The following is a 19,755-nucleotide window of genomic DNA, read 5'->3' on the forward strand; positions in this document are numbered from 1 at the left end:
CCCCTCACCCTAACCCTCTCCCCGCTGGGTAGAGGGGACGTGGCATACGATGCCTCGCAATATGCGGAGACAGAGCGGCTTATGCCCTTCTCCCCGCCGGGGAGAAGGTGGCCCGAAGGGTCGGATGAGGGGGCTCCGGATTTAAACAAATACCTCCCTCGACTCTGCGGCACCCGGGGCTCGCACGAGGGCAAAGAGATCAGGAAAGAGGCGTTTCACCCCCACAACCATCCCCACCCTACCCCTACCTCAAACCCAGGAGGTTGGTTCATGGCTACCGTCGTCTCTATCTGCAATCTCGCCCTTTCCAATATCGGCAAGGAGAACATCAACGATCTCACCGAAAAGAGCGCGGAGGCGCGCGCCTGCAATCAGTTCTATGCGCAGACGCGCGACGTGCTGCTGCAATCCTTCCCCTGGGCCATGGCGGGCAAGACGGTGGCGCTCGGCGCTCTCGATAATGACAAGCCGGGCGTCTGGCGTCATTCCTATGCCCGCCCGGCCGATTGCCTGCAGATCCGCTGGATCAGGTCGGGCTATCCGGCCGACGCGTCCGCGCCGCTCGAGACGCCGACGCCCGATCTCGATGAGGCGGGGCGCGAGATGCAGTATCCCTACGCGCTCGAGGGCGACCGTCTCTATTGCGATCTTTCGCCGGCGCTCTTGCGCTATACCAGCCGCCTCACCGACCCGACGAAATATTCGCCGCTCTTCCTCGAGACGCTCTCCTGGCACCTTGCCGTGCGCCTTGCCATGCCGCTGACGCGCGATCCGAAGATCCGCGCCGATGCAATGGCGCTGGCCCAGAGCACACAGGCCGCCGCCGAGCAGGCCGAGGCCAATCAGACCAGGCATACGAGCGCGGATTTTGTCAGCGAACTGATCGCGGTGCGCGCCCATGGCTGATTTTCGCGCCTACCAGCCTTCTTTTACCGGCGGCGAGCTTTCACCCGCCCTCGGCGCCCGCGTCGATCTCGCCAAATACCAGAGCGGCCTGCGCACGGCGCTGAATGTCTTCGTGCATCCGCATGGCGGCGTCTCCAACAGGGCCGGACTGCAATTCGTCAGCGAGGTGAAGGACAGCGCCAAGCGGGCGCGGCTGATCCGCTTCCAGTTCAATACCGAGCAGACCTATATTCTCGAATTCGGCGATCTCTATATCCGCATCTTCCGCGATGGCGGGCTGGTGCTCTCAGGGGCGACCCCTTACGAGGTGGCCAGCGCCTATACGGCCGCCCAAGTGCAGAACCTTGTCTTCGTGCAGGAAGCCGATGTGCTCTATCTCTGCCATGTCGATCATCCCGTGCGCAAGCTGGGGCGGCTGGCCGACAATAACTGGACGCTGACGACAGTCCTGTTCAAGCCGCTGATCAATCCACCGGCGGGAACGCCTGTCGTCACCAAGCCCGGCGACACATCAGGCAAGACCGGCTATGTGGCGACGACCTATCGCTACCGCGTCTCTGCCGTTGCCGATAGCGGCGAGGAAAGTCTACCCTCCAACGCCGGCTCCGTGGTCAACGATCTCGCTATCCAGGGCGGCATCAACCGCGTAACCTGGACTGCCGTCACGGGTGCTGCGCGCTACATCGTCTACCGCAACGACAACGGCATTTTCGGCTATGTCGGGGGCACGACGGGCCTCGCCTTCGATGATGAGAATATCACGCCCGATCTCTCCGACACGCCGCAGGCTGGCCGCAACCCTTTCAATGCCGCGGGCAATTATCCGCGCTGCGTGACCTTCATCGAGCAGCGGCTGGCCTTTGCCTCCACACAGAACGATCCGCAGGCCGTGTGGCTCAGCCAATCCGCCAATTACGAGAATTTCGGCGTCTCCTCGCCCGCCAAGGCAAGCGACGCCGTGACCTTCCGTATCCGCGCCCGGCAGGTGAACGAGATCCGCTCGATGATCTCCGTGCGTGGCCTTCTGCTCCTGACGTCAGGTTCCGAATGGATCGTCACCGGCGGCTCGACCTCGGATGCGATTTCGCCCTCCGCCATCAAGCTCGATAACCAGGGCTATCGCGGTGCGGCCAAGGTGCAGCCGATCGTCGTCGGCAATACCGTGCTTTTTGCCCAGCGCCTTGGCGGCGTCGTGCGCGACTTCTCCTATGACTATACCCAGGACAGCTATGTCGGGAAGGACCTGACCATCCTTGCCCGCCATCTCTTCAAGGGCCGCGAGATATCGGCCTGGGACTATGCCCAGGCGCCGGATTCCGTGGTCTGGGTGGTGCTTGATGACGGGGCGCTCGTCTCGCTCACCTACATGAAGGAGCAGGATGTCTGGGCCTGGACCCGCCATGAGAGCGGCCCCGGCAATGATGCCTTCTTCGAGGATGTCACCGTGATCGAGGAAGATGGCGAGGACGTGCCCTATTTCATCGTGCGCCGTACCGTCAACGGCGTGCGCAAGCGCTACATCGAGCGGCTGCACAGCCGCGCCTTCGAGGATGTGCAGGATGCCTTCTTCGTCGATTGCGGGCTGACCTATTCCGGACCGCCGGCCACGACCATTTCCGGCCTTGGCCATCTCGAGGGACAAACACTCGTGGCGCTCGCCGACGGCAATGTCGTACGCAATCTTGTCGTCACCGGCGGCGCGGTGCGGCTGCAGAATGCGGCATCGAAAATCCATATCGGCCTGCCGGTGACGGCGGCGATCGAGACGCTTGATCTCGATGTCGGCCAGGTCCAGGGCCTCGGCACCGTGCAGGGGCGCTCGAAATCCGTCTCCGAAGTGACCTTCCGGGTGGAGAATACGCGCGGCATCTTCACGGGGCCGGAGGATGGCGAGCGGGATGGCGGCACGCTGGTGGAATACAAGCAGCGCCGCAACGAAAACTGGAACGAGGCGATCAGCCTCTATACCGGCGATCTGACCGTCACGCCCTATTGGGACTGGAGCACCAGCGGCAGCATGTGGGTGAAACAGTTCGATCCGCTGCCGATGACCATCCTTTCCATCATGCCGGATGTCACCCTTGGCCGCTGAGATCTGCATTGTCACGGCACGGCCGGGGCACATCCGGGCGATTGCCGAACGGATGCGCGCGGCCGACCGCGCGGAGATATTCGCCGCCTCCGGGCGCTCGCCACTCTCGGCGCTCTCCTTCTCCTACCGCCACTCTTCTCACGTCTGGACCGCCCTCTTCGATGGGCGTCCGGAAGTGATGTGGGGTGTCGGCGATCTCAACATCCTTACCGGCATCGGCGCGCCCTGGCTGCTGGGCACCGATGCGGTGGACAAGAACGTCCGCGGCTTCCTGCGGATTTCGAGACATTGGCCGTCTCAACTGTTGGGCCGTTATCGCTTGCTCAGAAACCTCGTGGATGCACGCAACACGATCTCCATCCGCTGGCTCGAATGGCTGGGCTTCCGGCTGTCAGACCCTGTCGAGATCAATGGCCATCCATTCCACCTGTTCGAAATGGGAGACGCGGATGTGTGATCTTGGTCTGGCGCTGACATTGGGCTCGACGCTTCTCGGCGCTGCCGGCCAGGTGCAGCAGGCGAAGGCGACGGCGGAGGCAAACAAATACAACGCCCAGGTCGCCGAAATGAATGCCGAGATTGCCGACAAGCAGGCGAAGGACGCGATCGAGCGCGGCAAGCAGGAAGAGCAGCAGAAGCGCCTGCAGACGGCGCAGCTGGAAGGACGCCAGAAAGCCGCGATCGCCGCAAACGGTATCGACCTCTCCTTCGGCTCGCCGCTGGATACGATCGTCGATACCGCCAAGATGGGCGAAATCGATGCGCTCAATGTGCGCACCAATGCCTATCGCGAAGCCTATGGCTACAAGGTGCAGGGCACCAACCAGCTGGCAAGCGCCAAGCTGGACCGCATGCGCGCCGATGCGGCCGTGAAGGGTGGCTATCTCGACGCCGTCGGCACGATCCTCGGCGGCACAGGCAAGGTTTATACGCAGGGCAAGTCCCTCGGTTACTTCAAGTGAGGGTTTGATGCCGACTGTTCCGACTTATCAGGATACGCAACAGCACGTAGCACTGCGCCCGGAATATACCGAGGGCTTCACGGTAAAGGCCGATGCCGAGGCATTCGGCTCCGCCATCGGCAAGGGCATGCAGGGGCTGGCAACCGGCATGGGCACGCTCGGCGAGGCCGTGGTCGAGGTGGAAAAGCTCGACAATGACAATGCCGCCAAGGATGCGCAGACAAAGCTCAACGACTGGGATCGTGACGCGCTTTACGGCAAGAGCGGCTTCCTGACGCTGACCGGCCGCGCCGCCGTGGAAGGCCGCGCCGCCTTCGAAAAGCTGGCCGAGCAGAAGCGTGCCGAATTCGGCAAGGGCCTGACGCCGGGTGCGGCCCGCACCTATGAAGAGACCAGCCGCGCCAGCATGAAGACCCTGCTGGACACCACGATCCGCCACACATTCGACCAGCGCAAGGCATGGTTTGCCGAGACCTCTCAGAAGAGCATCAAGTCCTCTGGCGAGAATGCGGTGGCCGTCTATAGCGATCCTGCCAAGGTCGATGCCGAAATCAAAAAGGGCGTCGCCGAGATCGAGCATCAGGGCCGAATGCACGGCTGGAGCGAGGAAAAACTCGACCGGGAACGCACCCGATACGTCTCCGACACGATGAAGAACGTCGCGCTGCGCATAGCCGACGACAGTGCCATCAAGGCCGAGCAATATATCAAAGCCGCCGGCAACAGGATGCTGCCGGCCGACAGCACCGCCATCCTTAAATCGCTGCAAACCGCCGTGACCGACGAGAAGGCGCGGCAGAACACCACCGACATCATCGCCGGCCTGCCGCCGACCTATACCGGCGCGCCGGATGCCAACGGCGCCGCCTCGCCAGTAGCTGTCGATGCCGGAACAGTCGACCGGCAGCAGACCGTCAATACCGGCCAGCCGACCGTCGCGGGCGCAAGAGGCAATGGCCTCGAAATGGATGGTGCCGGAAGGAGAACCGGGGCAGCACGCACGCTTGGCGCACAGCCTTCGGCGGGCAAGACCGCAGCCCTGCAAACCGCCGGCAATCGAAGCACGGCCCCCCAAACCGCCGGCCCGCAGGTGTCGGCCGCCCCTCGCACTCCACCCCGCCAGCCGAGTGGCCCCGAGGATTTCCGCACCGTTGCCGCCACCCTCGCCTTCCCCGGCAAGGCGAAGGACGATCCGGCACTGGCAGGCTTCGTGAAAAATGCTGCCGGCAGCACGGTCGATCCTTCACTCAGGGAGTGGCTGAGCGATGTCACAGGCGCCCTCCTCGGTATCGCCGGAGCGCCTGCCAATGTCGTTGGAAGCGCTGCCGCCGATGCCACAAGATTCCGCCATTTCGGCCTGCCGACGCAGACACCCCGCCCCGGCGACATTGTCGTCCTCGGCCCGCAGCAGAAGAAAGGCGCCGGAAGCAACAGCAGCACTGACAAGGGCCGCATCGGCTTCTTCCGCGGCTACGATGCGGACGGCAATATCCTCGTGCTCGGCCCCGATCCGAGACGTGCGGGCGATAGCGCGCTCACCGCCCACCCAGCAAAAGACGTCGTCAGCTTCCGCACATCCGGCACCGTCGATGAGAAGACCACGACCCTGCCGAACTACAATCCCGAGAGCTTGCGCCGGATCGAAGAGAGCCTGAACAGCATCGCCGACCCGGGGCTGCGCGCCGCCACCGAAGAGCAACTCAGCGGCTACATGATCTCCCAGAAAAAGGCGCTCGACGCTCGACGCATCCAGGTGCAGGAATGGGCCAATAACCAGGTGATCGCCGACCCGACCTTCGACCCGACGAAACTGCCCCTCGACATCCAGCAGGCGATCGGCCCCTCCGGCTTGCTTACGCTGCGCGACTACAAGGAAAAGGTCCGCGCCTACGGCCAGCCGCTGACGGATACGCAGACGCTCTACGACCTGCAGACCGAATTCGCCAGGGATCCGGCCGCCTTCTCGCAGATCGATCTCCTCGAATACCGCTCCAAGCTCTCAGACAAGGATTGGGAAAAAGTCACCGGCTGGCAGCAAATGGCTGCGACCGACCAGCGCAAGGCCCGGCTCGAGAGCCTCGATATCAACACAGCCTTCGAACTCGCCAAACCCCAACTCGAAGCGCTGGGCCTCCTCACCCAGGACGGCGGCTACGCGACCTCCTATAGTGTGCCGCGTCGCGTCGCCCAGTTCCGGTCAGCACTCCTCGATCAGATGGATGAGTTCAAGGACAAGAACGACGGCCAGAACCCGACCCAGAGCGACATCCAGAAAATGATCAACCGCCTGCTGTTCCCGATCGTCATCAGCACGCCGAGCTCTTTCTTCAGCATGGGAACTCCCGCAAAGACCCACGGCTACCTCTATCAGGCCAACTCACTCGCCGACGATCAGAGCTACGATATCGACGTGCAATATGAGGATATTCCACGCGATCTCAGGCTGGCAATCGAGGCTGATCTGACGAAGAAAAACAGCAAGAAGCCGTCGCAGGATGAAATCGCAAATGAATACGAACTCTTCATGCTCAATCGCTGACAAAGCGCATTAGGAAAAACCAGGCGGCCCGGCATCGCGGGAACGCTTGGCCGACACCTCACTTCCCTGTCGAAGTCTTCTCGAACCGAGCCTTCAGGCGCTCCACCTCTCCAGCCGGCCACCCCGGTGGGTCCGTCACCGCAAGCCACGCATCGATATAGTGTTGCGGCGCATAGACATGGCCGTAGCCCATCGGCGAGGTCGTGGCGATCATCGCGTCGAAGCCGAGCTGCAAGGCAGTGACGACGGGATACCAGCGGAAGGCCGGCGAGACATCGGGGCCTCTTTGCCCTTTCATCCAGTCCGGCTCGCGGTAGAGGGCGCGCCAGTCGAAGAAGGTGACGGGGTCGCTGGCATATTGCAGGAAGACAATACGGACGGCACTCCAGGGCTTGTCCAGCTGATCGGCAGATGTCTGCTGGTTGGCAAAGCGGATCATGCTGCCATCGCGGAATTGCGGCAGCCAGGCCGGCGATCCGGGATTACGGTTTGCGGTCACGTGGGCCCATGTGGCGCTGGCAAAGGGCGGCCCGCTCCACAGCGCCCCCTGGAAGGGATCGGCGAAGACATCGTAGAGATTGAAGGAGAGCTGCGAATTCAGCGCCCCGAGACTGAGCCCATGCAGATAGAGCTTCGGGCGATGATCGCGCGGCAGCGTGCGCCAATAGGCATAGATTTCCCTGAACAAGGCGCGCGCCGTATCGGCCCCGTATTCCGGCTCGACCATCAGCGACAGCCAGCTGCTGAGATAGGAATATTGCACCGCGACTTCGGCCACATCGCCATGCAGCAGATATTCGAGTGTATCCATCGCTTCCGGATCGATCCAGCCGGTACCCGTCGGCACGATGACGACGAGGTTGGAGCGCTCGAAGGCGCCCTGACGCTTGAGTTCGGCAAGCGCCAGGCTGGCGCGTGCCTCGGCGTCATCGGCACTGTTCAGGCCGACATAGACCCGGATCGGCGACTGTGCGGACGACTGCAGGAAAGCGCCGATCTCTTCCGCCGTCGGGCCTGACGTGACGAAATGGCGGCCTTGCCGGCCAAGCTCATCCCAGTTGACCAGCGATGCGGCACTTCCCGTTCTGGCCGGGTCGGTGGGAACAGGCGTGTCGTCATCGATCAACGCATCGGCCTCACGGAACGAGGAGTCGACCATACGCAGCGCCAGATGGAACAGCAGGCCATTGGCGACAGCCGAAAAGACCAGGATCGCCAGCAGGATTCCGGCAACGGCTGCCAGCCGGCGCGGAATGAACCGGCTGCTTTTGTTATAAAAGGCAAGCGCCATCAGCCTGAACAGCCGACCGAGGGCAATAAACAGGATGAAGACGATTGCGGCCATCAGCACCAGCAGCAACGGTTCTGCCGTGGTCACCGGGGCAAGCTGCATCAGCGCGCGGACAGAATTCTGCCACGAGGACGATTGCCAGACGAATAGCGCGGCGACCGCGGCGCCACCTAACAGTGCCATGGACCGGACAATGCGTCCGGCAGCGGGCAGCAGACGGGGGATTTCAAGATAGGTCCAAAGCCATTGTAGGAAGGCGCCGCAGCCATAGCCGGCAGCCGCACAGGTGCCCGAAAGCGCGCCCTGCACGAACCAGGCGCGCGGCATGAGGCTCGGCGTCAGCGACAGGCAAAAGCCGAGCAGCGCGAAAAACAGCGCCGGCCAGGAAAGAGGCCTGACGAAACTTGTGATGGAATGCCGCATGAACATCCTCCCAGCTCGCAAACGCTGCACCCCCTGTTTTATGACAGGTCCTGCATACAATCCAGAAGCGTTATGCCATTGACGTCATAGGGCCGCCGCATAGGGAAAAGTGCGGCTGATAAGGCCGATCTCCCAGCCCTGTCAGGCCGACAACCTTCCCACGCCTATGGTCGGCAAAACCAGAGGCGTGATCCATGACCATTTCAAGCGAGATAAACCGGTCCGGCCCCTATAGCGGGGACGGCGCCACTACGGCTTTCGACTATAAATTCAAGATCCTCGAACCCCGGCATCTGCAGGTGATCCGCACGGACGCGTCCGGCACGGATACGATCCTGGTGCTGGATGCAGACTACACCGTGACCGGGGTCGGCAATGATGGCGGCGGCAGCGCGGTCATCACCCCTGCCCCGGCAGCCGGCAGCAGGGTCACCCTGCTGCTCGATGTGCCCTTCACCCAGGAAACTGACCTGGAAAACCAGGGCGCCTATTATGCCGAGACCGTGGAGCAGGCTCTCGACCTCGTCGTGATGAGGCTCCAGCAGCTCAAGGAAAGAGCGGCCCGCGCCGTCACCATTCCGCCGTCATTCGATTCGGCAACGATAGACAAGCTCATCGCAGACGTCCTGACCCTCAGTGACAAAGGCGATGCGCTGGAGGCCGTTGCCGCCGTCTCGCAATATCTGGAAACTGTGGCTGATATAGCCGATGACATCCCCGATGTTGCCGGCCTCACTGAGTCCACCCAGCAGAAGGCCGCCGAAGCCGCCCAATCGGCGACCGGCGCAAATGCCAGCGCTGAGCTCGCAGCCGCCTATGCAACAAATCCGGAAGATGTGGCGGTTTCGGGCGGGCTGTTTTCCGCCTTTCACTGGTATCGAAAGACGCTGGCGATCTACAACGACATCGCCAATACCCTGGCCGGCTGGCTGCACGGCGCAGCCGCAAAGACCGACATCGTCGATAGCGACGAATTCGCCATCGCCGACAGCGCGGCAGGCTGGGGGCTGAAAAAGGTTCTCGCGGGGAGTATCGTTAAATATGTTTGTGTTGCTACCGGTCTTGATTTCTTTACAGGTTTCATCCCCGCTTATGTCGGCGTTACGTCAGTAACCATCGGACCAGGCGTCGGCTGGTTTGGCGGAAAGAAACATCAGACCACCTCTACGACCGCAAAAACGCTAGTTCAGCTACTCGACACAGGGGCCGTACAGGCGTCAAAGACGTATTTCCTATACGCCATCAGGAAACTATCAGATGGCACCACAGACTTCATTATGTCGCTGTCTGGATCAGAGGCAGGCGTCACGAAGCCGCTCGGATGGGAATGCTTGTCCGGGAGCCGTGTGAGCCTGGTCATCACCAATTCATCGGGAAACATCGTTCCGTTCTGGCAGACTGGCAACGAGGTCAACACCGACAGCTACCCATGGTTCACAGCCACCGCCACCGCACAGGGCCTGGTCATACCGAGCAACACCCCTGTTGGACTAAGTGTCGATGTCTGGGTGCTGATTGACACCGTTGTAGCAAGTTCGGGACAGGACTGCATCGGGATCGCCTCAGACGCCGCTGCTGCCAACTATACCACGGGTGCCGCACATCAGGTGCGGTGCCGGTCGCGCTCAGGAAACGACTATCTTGACCAAAGTGCGGCGGCGGGCAAGGTACGAAGCAACGCCAACGGCCAGCTATGGAGGTATGTCTCTGTGACAAGCACAGCCTGTTCGGCCTCCTTTCTCGTGTGCGGCTGGTATGATTATTCTTGCAAGAGGCTATTCGCATGACCCCTGTATACGTTCGTTACGACAGCGCGGGAACCATCCTTGAGATATTCACCCGTGACCAGCCTCATATGGTCCTCGTCCGCCACGACGACCAGGAACCCCTAATCGCCAAATACCTCCGCGACCCACTCGGCCTTGAAGAACGCTTCCCGCCCCTCAAGAAATGGCAACTCTGGCTGGCCGCACTCGAACTCGAACCGCCGATTGCCAAGGCCGATATTCTGGCGACCATCAACGACATGCCCGACATGTCGTTCAAAGACAAGGAAACGGTGCGCATCATGATCGAGGACGCGCAGCAATATTCGCGAGAAGATCCCCGCATCGATCTGCTCGCGGTGGCCATGGGCATTCCGCCGAACCAGATGGACGATCTCTGGAGATGGGCGGCCTGCATCGAGCCTTTATGATCTGAGCTGTCGAAAAACAGTCGGCGGGGACCGGCCAATCCGGCTTGCCCCGCTCGCCAATCACTTCACAACCACCTCATTGCGGCAGCGGCTTGCCGGTCTGTTCGGCCATCATGTATTCCGCATACCAGTCCGGCCAGTTCTCGTCATGTTTGCCGCCATTGCGCTTCTCGTGCTCGCCATGGGCTTCGGCCGCCCGGCGCAGTCCCGCGGCGAGGTCTTTCGCGGTACCGAAAGCGGCAAGGTCGGAGGTAATTCGCCCCGGCAGCCGGGCGGTGATTTCCTGGAAGAGCCAGCCATTGCCGTCAGGGTCGCTGAAGGCTGCGAAGGAGCGGTAGCTGCTGCGGTCGGGATCGGGGCCATTGACCCGGCGCCGGCCGAAGAGATAGGGCACGTCAGGCCCGCCATAGACCTCTCCCTCGGGATGAAAGGCGTCGCTGACCTCTACCCCGCGCTCCCGTAACTCCTTTCTGGTTGCCTCGATATCGGAGACGATGAGATACAGTCCCTGTGCGGAGCCAGGTGCCGCCGGCGTTACGTTCTTCCCGAAGATGACGGATGCATTCGAGCCCGGCGGGGTGAACTGGATCACCCTGTAGTCTTCACCTGAGGAATAGTCTGCATCGAGGCGCCAGCCGAGCCCGCCGTAGAAGGCCTTGGCGCGATCGACATCCGAAACGGGCACGACAATGATCTCCAGCTTCATCTCGCTCGTGCCGTTGCCGGCCCTGTTGCTTGCATCGCTCATGATCTTCCCCCTCCCATCGTCACGACGATGGTGTTGATGATGACGGCGATGCGGCAAATGCATCGCCCGCTCCACTCTAGCACGTTGCGGGTCGATGATCTCTCTTCACGGCTCCCGCGGCATCGCCTTGATGAAATCGATGAAGGCGCGCAGCGGCGCCGGCACCAGGCGCCGGCCGGGATAATAGAGAAAGGGGCCGGAGAAACTCTGCCACCAGGGCTCCAGCACCGGCTCCAGCATGCGACCTTCAAAATAGGGTTTCAGCCAATCCTCGAAGGTGAAGACGATGCCGGTGCCGGCAATCGCCGCGTCAACGGCGAGATCCGTGCCGCCGCCGTTCTGGACGATCAGCGGGCTCGGCGGATCGACCCTGACGATCTCGCCGTCGCGCTCGAACTCCCAGACCGGGACGGCGCGGCCGGCAAAGCGGCCGCGGATGCAGGCATGCTGAAGCAGGTCGCGCGGATGCTGCGGCCGGCCATGCTCTTCCAGGTAGGCGGCGGAAGCCGCACCGGCATAACGCTGGACACGCGGGCCGATCGGCACCGCGATCATGTCCTGTTCCAGCCGCTCGTCATAGCGGATGCCGGCATCGCAGCCGGCGGCGATGATATCGACGAAATTCTCCTCGGTAACGATTTCGAGGCGAATATCTGGATAAGCTCTCAGAAACGCCGGCACGATCCGTGGCAACACCAGTCGCGCTGCGCTCACGGGCACATTGAGCTTCAGCGAACCCGCCGGCCGGTCGCGAAAATCCTTCACGAAGTCGAGCGCAGCATCGATCTCGCCGAAGGCCGGGCCGAGCCGCTCCATCAGGCCGCGACCGGCTTCCGTCGGCACAACGCTGCGTGTCGTGCGGTTGAAGAGCCGCACCCCAAGCTCCGCCTCCAGCCGGCGCACCGCATCGCTGAGCGCCGAGGAGCTCATATGGCTCACCCGCGCTGCCTCGCGAAAACCGCCGGCCCTTGCGACGACGAGAAAGGCGCTGACATCGCTGATCTCAGGCACACCCTGTTTCATAGTCTGAGTTCCCATTGATTGTCCTGTAAGCCGGACAGCCCGTCCGGATTATAGCCAATTGTCCGGACAACGATACAGGCCTATCTGCTTTCCTGCCTTCAATCGGAGATGAGATTTCATGTCTACTGTCGATAATTCCGGAAGCTTCAAGCTCGGCGATCGCATGGTGAAGCGCCTCGGCTATGGCGCCATGCAGCTTGCCGGCAAGGGCGTCTTCGGCCCGCCACGGGATCGCGATGAAGCTATCGCCGTGCTGCGCGAAGCCGTCGAAAGCGGCGTCAACCACATCGATACCAGCGATTTCTACGGCCCCTACGTCACCAATGAGATCATCCGGGAAGCGCTGCATCCCTATGGAGACGATCTCGTCATCGTCACCAAGGTCGGCGCGCTGCGCGGATCCGATGCCTCCTGGAACCCGGCCTTTTCGAAGGAAGAGCTGACCGCGGCGATCCACAGCAACCTGAAAAACCTCGGCCTCGACGTGATCGAGGTGGTGAACCTGCGCGCCATGTTCGATGTGCATGGCCCGGCCGAAGGCTCGCTCGAGGCGCCGCTGACGGTTCTGGCCGAGCTACAGCAGCAGGGCCTGATCAAACATATCGGCCTGTCGAATGCCACTGCAAAACAGGTGGATGACGGCCGCAGGATCACCGAGATCGTCTGCGTTCAGAACCAGTACAACCTCGCCAACCGCGACGATGACGCGCTGATCGACAAGCTCGTCTCGGAAGGCACGGCCTACGTGCCCTTCTTCCCGCTCGGCGGCTTCTCGCCGCTGCAATCTTCGACGCTCTCGGAGCTCGGCACCCGCCTCAACGCCACGCCCCTTCAGGTGGCGCTCGCCTGGCTCCTGAAGCGCGCGCCGAACATCCTGCTCATCCCCGGCACATCCTCGCGTGGTCATCTCAGGGAAAATCTCGCGGTGGCCGATATCGAACTGTCGCCCGAGGTCATGGCGCAACTCGACGGCATTGCCGCAGCGAAAGGCGCCTGACTCAACGGAAGGAACGGAACGCGGCGCCCTTGCCGCGTTTCGCAGGCGATACCGCTCCCTCCACAGCCCCCTCCACAGATTGACGAATCGGCACGACCTGAACATCATCATGTTCAGGCGTGGCCTGCGCCCAACCTCCAGCGATCCTCCCCGGCAGGGTCTTTCAAACGGAGGCAAAGGGACTTCCGTCTCGGGTCCATCAACCTTGGTCCGATCGCTCGGGCGTGGTTGCCGGGGAACATGCGTCCGTGACGGAAAGGCCTGACAATGACCCAGAATGGAAATCTCAAGCGCAAGGTTCGCGCCCGCGCTGCAAAGACCGGCGAATCCTATACGTCAGCCCTCAGCCATATCAGCAAGAAGCCGACAGATGAGCCCGCCGGCAAATCCCTGCGGCTGGCGGTCGCTCAAACTTCTGTTTGCCTGGACCCGCGCGATGCCTCGGCATTCCGCGCCAACGGCGCCGAGATGCGTCGCCTCATGGGTGAAGCGAGCAAGGCCGGCGTCCGCCTGATCCACTTCCCGGAGGGAACGCTCTGCTTTCCGACCAAGCGCCTCCTTTCCGAAATCGGCCCAAGGGAGATCGGCGCTGCCGACTGGAGCCGTTACCAATGGGAGGTCCTGCGCGAGGAGCTGGAGGAGACGAGAAATCACGCAAGGGAATTGAAGCTCTGGACGGTCTTCGGCGCGCCGCACAGGCTGACCCCGCCGCACCGGCCGCATAACAGCCTCTATGTCATTTCAGACCGGGGCGAGCTGGTGACGCGTTATGACGAGCGCCTGCTTTCCCACACGAAGATTACCTTCATGTATTCGCCGGGCAGAATCCCCGTCACCTTCGAGGTGGACGGCATGCGCTTCGGCTGCGCTGCCGGCATAGAGTCGCATTATCACGAGATCTTCACCGAATATGAGCGGCTCGACGTCGATTGCGTGCTCTTCTCCACTTCGGGCGAAGTCCCCTCCGCCGCTCCTCCCTTCGCTGCTGAAGTCCTGGGAGTTGCGGCCAGCAACACATTCTGGGTGAGCTACGCTGCCCATGCGCCGCAAAGCGTCATCGCCCCCTGCGGCATCGCCGGCCCCAAGGGCCAGTGGGCAGCTCGTTGCCCTGATGATGGCAAACCCGGCATCGCAATCGCCGAAATCACCACCGACCCGGCCAATCTCGCCCGCCCGTGGCGGCGCACCGCCCGCGGCGATCTCTACCGGCCGCACCAGATCGAGGGAGATCCGAGGAGCGACAGCCGCGAGGCTTTCTGAAGCGGCAGGGGCAATTCCGGCAGAACCGTGCAGCGATTGTGCTGGAATTGCATGCTGATCACTTCAGGAAAAGACCGGTCACGGCAAGCCCCGCGCCAACCCCGTAGATCAGCACCATAGCTGCATACACGCAAGCGGTTGGAAATGCATATTCCCAGCCGGATGGTAGTTCCACAAATCCTGAGACTATGCATCCCACGAGACCGGTTACCAAAAAATGCCACTTGTCGATTGGTTTCTCATCCACGCCATCAGAAGGCCTGATCTCTTCAGGAGGGTGGAATTTTAGCCGAAACCGGTTTGTCGAAACGATGACCACCATCATGATGAGACCGGACCACCCAAGCCCCCGCCCCAGATAATCGGTCCGTTCATCGCTTATTGAGTGAGAAGCCAGATCCACCTGCCAGAGGCATATGATGCACGTTACATAGACAAGGATCGCGCCGGTCAGCACGCAGAAAAAGGCCAGCAGCGAATAGAGCTGCCCCTTCGGCAATAGCCGCGCCCAATATCTCGCCCCAAACCAAGCCGCCATGAAGGTGGGCACGAGGGTGGAGGCAAAGCCCAGATTGGAAGTCATGCGCGCTCGGCCCCCTAGCGCTGGTCGGGCGGCGACCAGCTCTTGCAGCCGTCACGGCAATATTGCGGGAAGGCCGCGCTCGCGCTTGCCAGTGTGGGGTAGATCATGACGGTGGTGACATTCCCCGCCCTGCTGACTGAGACAAGAAACATTCCGGCCGGCAGGCTGTTGAGGTAGGCATCGCCATTGGGGAAGGCAGCACCAGGCCGCGGCAGCTTCGTCGCTCGGGAAGCAACGAAGCTGATTGCCTGCAGGCTCTGATTGTCCTTGGCCAGATAACCGGAAAACCGCCTCTTGGCCTCCTCCTCGCCCAGATCATGGACAGCTTTGATGATGTCGATCGTAACATTCCTGGTCACAAGATGGACAGGCACATCCTCGTTTTGATGGGAAAAGCCTGATGAACCGACGATCTCCCAGAAGCTGTCGGCGCGATTGGGCGTGAACTCTCCGTAAAGTGCGCGGCCATCCAGCATGCCGATCCGGAACGTGCCGATCTGATCGCCGACCTCAACTTCATCGAAACACACGCTTTTCCGCTCTCCGACATCGCAGGCATACCAGCCCTGCTGCAACAGGATGCTCTCATAGGCATCCCCTATCCGCACGCCGAATATGAACTCCGCAGGCCCGCCATTTTCAGGCTCCGCCGCATGGGAAGCCGATGGCAGGAAAAACAGAAACAGGCCAACGCCCGCAGCCCCCAGCCGACGAGCGAAGCTCCTCAAAAACATGCCCCTCACAGACCACCCCTGGCGCCCGCAGACGCTTCCGCCACCTCTGCCTCGCGCGTTATCCATCTCTCCCCTTCAAGCCGGCTTCTGCCGCCATGACACAATATGTCTCTACCGAAATTCGTTCAGATGCTTGAGGTCGCCGAGATAGCCGAGGCCCGAAAGCACGAGCACGGCGATCAGGCCGGACAGCACGCCGGCAAAGCGATCGCCGCTTTTGCGCCTGACGAAGCGAACGATGAAGAAAACGATCAGGCCAACGACAAACGACGGCAGCGAGCCGCCGATGATCTCGCCGATAAGTCGCTGCCCTGCCGACGCCGGATAGGCCGTCGCCGCAACGATACGGCGCACCACAATGCAGACCAGCGCGGCCGCCGCCAGGATCGCAATTCCCGATCCCATACCACCTTTGCCACCGGCCGAAGCCCCACGCATATCAGTCCCATTCACCACCGGCACTCCTCCCCCGATTTATAAAACAACCCTTGCGCACCTAACCCTGTCTCTCGACCGAACGGGAGACCGTCATGGATAGCATGCAACCTTATGACGTCTGGAAACGACGGCAGCAGGCCGCAGCCACCGCAAGCAGCATTATTCAATCCTCGGATGAAAATCCAGAAGAGGTTGCGCGCAAATTTTAGCGCGTCTGACAAGAGGCAGAGACAAACATCAGCTTTGGCCAGCAATCCCGAAAACACGGCAAAGGCTCTACGCTACGCTCAGCCACTGAGATGTTTGAGCATACCCAGATAAGCGAGCCCGCTCATCGCCAGCGCGACAACGGTTCCGCCCGTCAGACCAGCATAGGCGTCCCGCTTTCTCCTGGCGAAACGAGTGACGAAAAAGCCGATGAGCGCAAATATGACGATCAAAAGAGCCCCGCCAAGGAACTCTCCCAAGAAGCGGCCAGTCCCGCCCGGATAATCCGGCATACGCCCGCCCGAGGCCACGCTGACACAAAGGAAACTGGCAAAGGAGAGAATAACCAGCAACGAGATGCTGCTCTTCATGCCGGCAGACATATGGGCGGCCCGATCGGCGTCGTCAGGCTCATAGTGCGTAAGGCGAAATCGATAGGCCGCAATACCGGTCACCACGGCGACAATCGCCAGCCCGTATAGCCTGTCCGCAACAAAGGCCGCCACCGTGGCATTGGACTGCCCCGGATCGCGGAACCAGACCAGCAGAACGCAGCCAAGATAGACGAGCCAGGCACCGATGAGCGCATGAAAAAACACCCGCCACGCCTGCCTACGGCCTTCCGGCAGCATCTCGCTCCAATATTTCGCACCCAACCACGCGGCAAACACCGCAGCCGCAAAAGCTCCAGGCATCTCTCCCCTCCTTCGATTTATAAAACAACCCTTCCGCACCTACCCCTGTCTCTCGGCCGAACGGGAGACAAAGCATGGATATCACACGGGGTGATGCCCTATCGCGCAGACAGCGCCAGCAGGACGCTGCCGCTGTCAGTAGCAATATTCAATCCTCGGATGAAAATCCAGACGAGGTTGCAGGTAGCCTTAACTTCGCGCGTGAGTATGCGGATGCCACGGGAAATCCGGCCCCTTCCCTGGAACTAGTAAAAGAGCATCGCGACCTGCTCCAAAAGCGCATGGACGAGCAACGCAACAAGGCGATGCTCTCGACCGCACGGCGCACGGCAACCTGGTATGGCGAAAACCCGATGGCGGTCCTTCTGGCGAAGGACGATGTCTACAATCTGTGTTCCTTCGAAGAGATTGTGCAGCGGTATGGGCAGGTGCCAAGGGCGTTCGGTGACGTGACGATTCCAGCGAAGGAGCCTGCCGCTCCAAGTGCAAATCCCACAGCTCCCCCGAGTCCCGTCGGCCTGCCTCTACAGCCCACCGCTTCACCCGCAGGTCCCATCGCCCCGTCCGAGGCGCTCGGCGCGTCAGCAGCCGAAAATATCGCGCCAGCCGTACAGTCCAGTCCTTCGGCTACGCAGTCGACCCCTGCGTCCACCCAGTCGGCCGCCCCGTTTGCAGAACCGACGGCTCAAACTGCGGGATTTGTCAGATCGATCGCACACCCCACTGCTCCAACTGCGGTTGATGCAACGCCGTCCGCAGAACTGACTGTCCCTACATCGGGCAGTACCTCCCAAAATCCTCACGAGGTTCTCAGCGCTGATGAACAAGCCAAAGAGGCGCTCATCGACGAGATTGCAGACGCATTAGCCCACCCCGAGCGCGTTCCCGAGTTGCGCAACAAGATCGGAGAGCAATCTTGGTTCAACGAAGGTGACGGCATCACCGCCCTTAACGCAGTGTTGGCCGGGATCGCTACGAAAGACGATGTCAGATCAACGCTCGACTCCCGATACAAGCACCGGGTCACAGCCGAGGAAGCCTGGAAAAACACCAAATCAGCAGGCCAGAATAGCCTGGAGTTGGCAAAAGCCTTGCCCGGTGCCTTGGTTTCCTGGGGCGGCCTCATTGTAGAAGGCGAAGGCCAGCTCCAAAACAGCTATCCAACAGCCAAGCAGCTGGCTTTTCTGAAGCAGATGCCGGGAGCGATAAATCTCACGGAAGACGAGTTTGCTCGCTTCGAACAAAATATATTTGAGCAAAACCTAATCGACCCAATGGAGGCGCACATAACTTTAAGGGCGCTTCGGTCGGGCGACATGACGCCAGAACAAGTTAGAAAGTCTTTCGACAACCCATTTCCCGAGTTCGCAAAAAAACTCGAGATCTGGGGTCAGAAACTTCAAGATTACGGCGATGCACTTCTTCCGGCAGCTCCTGGATATGAAAACAGTGTCGGACGAAAGATTGGCAAAGCAATCGGATTGGCCCTTCCCGGCGTATTGGGTGCATATCTCGGCGGTCCCCTTACTGTAGCCGTCATGGCGTCGCTGCAGGCCGCTGGCGAAGGCGCTGCAGAGGCAAGAAAAAAGGGACTGCCAGAAGAGAAGCAGTCAGAGGCAGCGCGGCAGTACGCCCGGACAGGATCGATCGCCGCACTTCCTGTAGCAAAAGTCCTGTCGCCGGCACTCAAGTGGCTGCCCGTTGGCCGCGTATTGCAGGGGGTTATCGGCGGCGCCGCCGATGAAAGCTTGAAGCAGGGCACCCAGAAAGTGATGACCAACGACATCGCCCGGCGGCTGTACGATCCCAACAGGAAATGGTCCGATGGTGTCGCGGAAACCATGCTAATTGCCACCGTAGTGGGTGCGCTCAATCACGGCGCCGAGAAAGCGCTCGGCTTCGTTGGAGGGCACAGAAACTCGCTTACGTCCGAGCAGCAGAAGGCCGCGGCCACCCAAGCCCGCCAGTCACTTGAAGAAATCTCTGCCGCGGCACAGGCATCAAAGCTCTGGCAACGGTCACGCGACGAGTTCCATAAATTTGCCACCAGGGTGACACCAAACCCCGAAGCGCGGGACGTTTTCGTTCCAGCCAGCGCCTTCGTGAAAGCTGCCAAGGCAGCGGGTATCAATCCCGAAGATCTGGTAGACAGCCGCGCCCTCGCTTTCGCCAGAATAACCGGCGGCGACATAAAACTCTCGATGGCGACCTACGCCACGTACTTCGCCGGTTCGAAGGGCGATGGATATATTATGGATAATATCCGTCCGCAGGCTAGCAGCCTCACCTTCGCGGAATCCCAAGCGTTTCGCGAGCATGCGAACGCCTATGGTAGCGTCCACAATCCACGGGCCAACCCCGCCTTCCACTCCCCCATCATCGACCGTGCCGCCGAACAACGAATCTACAATCTCGCAGTATTGCGTTCTGCCATCGCCGAACGGCCTGCCGAGACAATATCCCATTTCGCCATCAGTCACCCCGCCTTCTCTTCTGCTCTGGCGCGCTCGGAGGGACGCAGCCTCGATGAATATCTGAAGCTCTATCCGTAAAATTGACCGGCAAGCGATTTCCCGAAGGAATTCAACTTGAAAAATCCAATCGATCACTCCGCCGACTCCGCTACCATGTCCGTCCAAGCTTCATCTCATAGCGCGGTG

General features: G+C 61.2%; 17 protein-coding genes. 10 read left to right on the forward strand and 7 right to left on the reverse strand.

The window, feature by feature from the left end; genetic code table 11:
* The first annotated feature begins 270 nt into the window (after positions 1 to 270).
* The 5 genes from FHT93_RS05755 to FHT93_RS05775 are packed head-to-tail and all read left to right on the forward strand — an operon-like array spanning position 271 to position 6,499.
* Positions 271 to 906, forward strand: coding sequence for a hypothetical protein (locus tag FHT93_RS05755; RefSeq protein WP_183846603.1), 636 nt, complete (start codon positions 271 to 273; stop codon positions 904 to 906).
* The gene (locus FHT93_RS05760) at positions 899 to 2,998 is read left to right on the forward strand and encodes a hypothetical protein (RefSeq protein ID WP_183846605.1); all 2,100 of its coding nucleotides are present in this window, start codon (positions 899 to 901) and stop codon (positions 2,996 to 2,998) included. Before FHT93_RS05755 ends, FHT93_RS05760 begins: the two co-directional genes overlap by 8 nt.
* Entirely contained in the window at positions 2,979 to 3,455 is a 477-nt protein-coding gene (locus FHT93_RS05765; protein WP_183846607.1) for a hypothetical protein, read from the forward strand. Before FHT93_RS05760 ends, FHT93_RS05765 begins: the two co-directional genes overlap by 20 nt.
* A complete protein-coding gene (locus FHT93_RS05770) occupies positions 3,448 to 3,960 on the forward strand; it encodes a hypothetical protein (RefSeq protein ID WP_113015279.1) in 513 nt (170 codons plus the stop codon). The genes FHT93_RS05765 and FHT93_RS05770 overlap by 8 nt, the downstream gene beginning before the upstream one ends.
* A gap of 7 nt (positions 3,961 to 3,967) precedes the next feature.
* Entirely contained in the window at positions 3,968 to 6,499 is a 2,532-nt protein-coding gene (locus tag FHT93_RS05775) for a hypothetical protein (protein ID WP_183846609.1), read from the forward strand.
* A 58-nt stretch (positions 6,500 to 6,557) separates the two neighbouring features.
* On the opposite strand, the gene FHT93_RS05780 is transcribed toward FHT93_RS05775, so the two are convergent.
* Complete coding sequence (locus FHT93_RS05780; RefSeq protein ID WP_183846611.1) at positions 6,558 to 8,213, reverse strand: alpha/beta-hydrolase family protein; 1,656 nt, start codon at positions 8,211 to 8,213, stop codon at positions 6,558 to 6,560.
* A gap of 194 nt (positions 8,214 to 8,407) precedes the next feature.
* On the opposite strand from FHT93_RS05780, the gene FHT93_RS05785 reads away from it, so the two are divergent.
* Together FHT93_RS05785 and FHT93_RS05790 are read left to right on the forward strand one after the other, a co-directional pair.
* Positions 8,408 to 10,000: a hypothetical protein gene (locus tag FHT93_RS05785; protein ID WP_183846613.1), complete on the forward strand. Its 1,593-nt coding sequence runs from the start codon at positions 8,408 to 8,410 to the stop codon at positions 9,998 to 10,000.
* The gene (locus tag FHT93_RS05790) at positions 9,997 to 10,410 is read left to right on the forward strand and encodes a hypothetical protein (RefSeq protein WP_113015275.1); all 414 of its coding nucleotides are present in this window, start codon (positions 9,997 to 9,999) and stop codon (positions 10,408 to 10,410) included. The genes FHT93_RS05785 and FHT93_RS05790 overlap by 4 nt, the downstream gene beginning before the upstream one ends.
* A 76-nt stretch (positions 10,411 to 10,486) precedes the next feature.
* Here FHT93_RS05790 and FHT93_RS05795 read toward each other — a convergent pair whose 3' ends face one another.
* Positions 10,487 to 11,158, reverse strand: a complete 672-nt coding sequence (locus tag FHT93_RS05795) for a VOC family protein (protein ID WP_113203877.1) — start codon at positions 11,156 to 11,158, stop codon at positions 10,487 to 10,489.
* A gap of 105 nt (positions 11,159 to 11,263) precedes the next feature.
* Entirely contained in the window at positions 11,264 to 12,181 is a 918-nt protein-coding gene (locus tag FHT93_RS05800) for a LysR family transcriptional regulator (RefSeq protein ID WP_183847539.1), read from the reverse strand.
* A gap of 118 nt (positions 12,182 to 12,299) precedes the next feature.
* On the opposite strand from FHT93_RS05800, the gene FHT93_RS05805 reads away from it, so the two are divergent.
* Positions 12,300 to 13,178: an aldo/keto reductase family oxidoreductase gene (locus FHT93_RS05805; protein ID WP_113015274.1), complete on the forward strand. Its 879-nt coding sequence runs from the start codon at positions 12,300 to 12,302 to the stop codon at positions 13,176 to 13,178.
* A gap of 267 nt (positions 13,179 to 13,445) precedes the next feature.
* Positions 13,446 to 14,438, forward strand: a complete 993-nt coding sequence (locus FHT93_RS05810) for a carbon-nitrogen hydrolase family protein (RefSeq protein ID WP_183846615.1) — start codon at positions 13,446 to 13,448, stop codon at positions 14,436 to 14,438.
* 58 nt (positions 14,439 to 14,496) lie between these two features.
* Here the strand turns inward: FHT93_RS05810 and FHT93_RS05815 are convergent, their stop codons facing one another.
* The 4 genes from FHT93_RS05815 to FHT93_RS05830 all read right to left on the reverse strand — a co-directional run bounded on the left by FHT93_RS05815 (position 14,497) and on the right by FHT93_RS05830 (position 17,032).
* On the reverse strand, positions 14,497 to 15,021 hold the full coding sequence (locus FHT93_RS05815; RefSeq protein WP_112546726.1) for a hypothetical protein: 525 nt from the start codon (positions 15,019 to 15,021) through the stop codon (positions 14,497 to 14,499).
* A 14-nt stretch (positions 15,022 to 15,035) separates the two neighbouring features.
* Positions 15,036 to 15,749 carry a hypothetical protein gene (locus tag FHT93_RS05820; protein ID WP_162728552.1) on the reverse strand — a complete coding sequence of 238 codons (714 nt, stop codon included), beginning with the start codon at positions 15,747 to 15,749 and terminating at the stop codon, positions 15,036 to 15,038.
* Positions 15,750 to 15,866: 117 nt separating this feature from the next.
* Positions 15,867 to 16,208, reverse strand: a complete 342-nt coding sequence (locus FHT93_RS05825) for a hypothetical protein (RefSeq protein ID WP_162710192.1) — start codon at positions 16,206 to 16,208, stop codon at positions 15,867 to 15,869.
* A gap of 272 nt (positions 16,209 to 16,480) precedes the next feature.
* On the reverse strand, positions 16,481 to 17,032 hold the full coding sequence (locus FHT93_RS05830; RefSeq protein ID WP_162728551.1) for a hypothetical protein: 552 nt from the start codon (positions 17,030 to 17,032) through the stop codon (positions 16,481 to 16,483).
* Between the two features lie 137 nt (positions 17,033 to 17,169).
* Between FHT93_RS05830 and FHT93_RS05835 the strand changes: the two genes are divergently transcribed.
* Entirely contained in the window at positions 17,170 to 19,647 is a 2,478-nt protein-coding gene (locus tag FHT93_RS05835; protein ID WP_113015270.1) for a hypothetical protein, read from the forward strand.
* The last annotated feature ends 108 nt before the right edge of the window (positions 19,648 to 19,755 follow it).

This window comes from Rhizobium sp. BK379 (genome assembly GCF_014193955.1).
Taxonomy (GTDB): domain Bacteria; phylum Pseudomonadota; class Alphaproteobacteria; order Rhizobiales; family Rhizobiaceae; genus Rhizobium.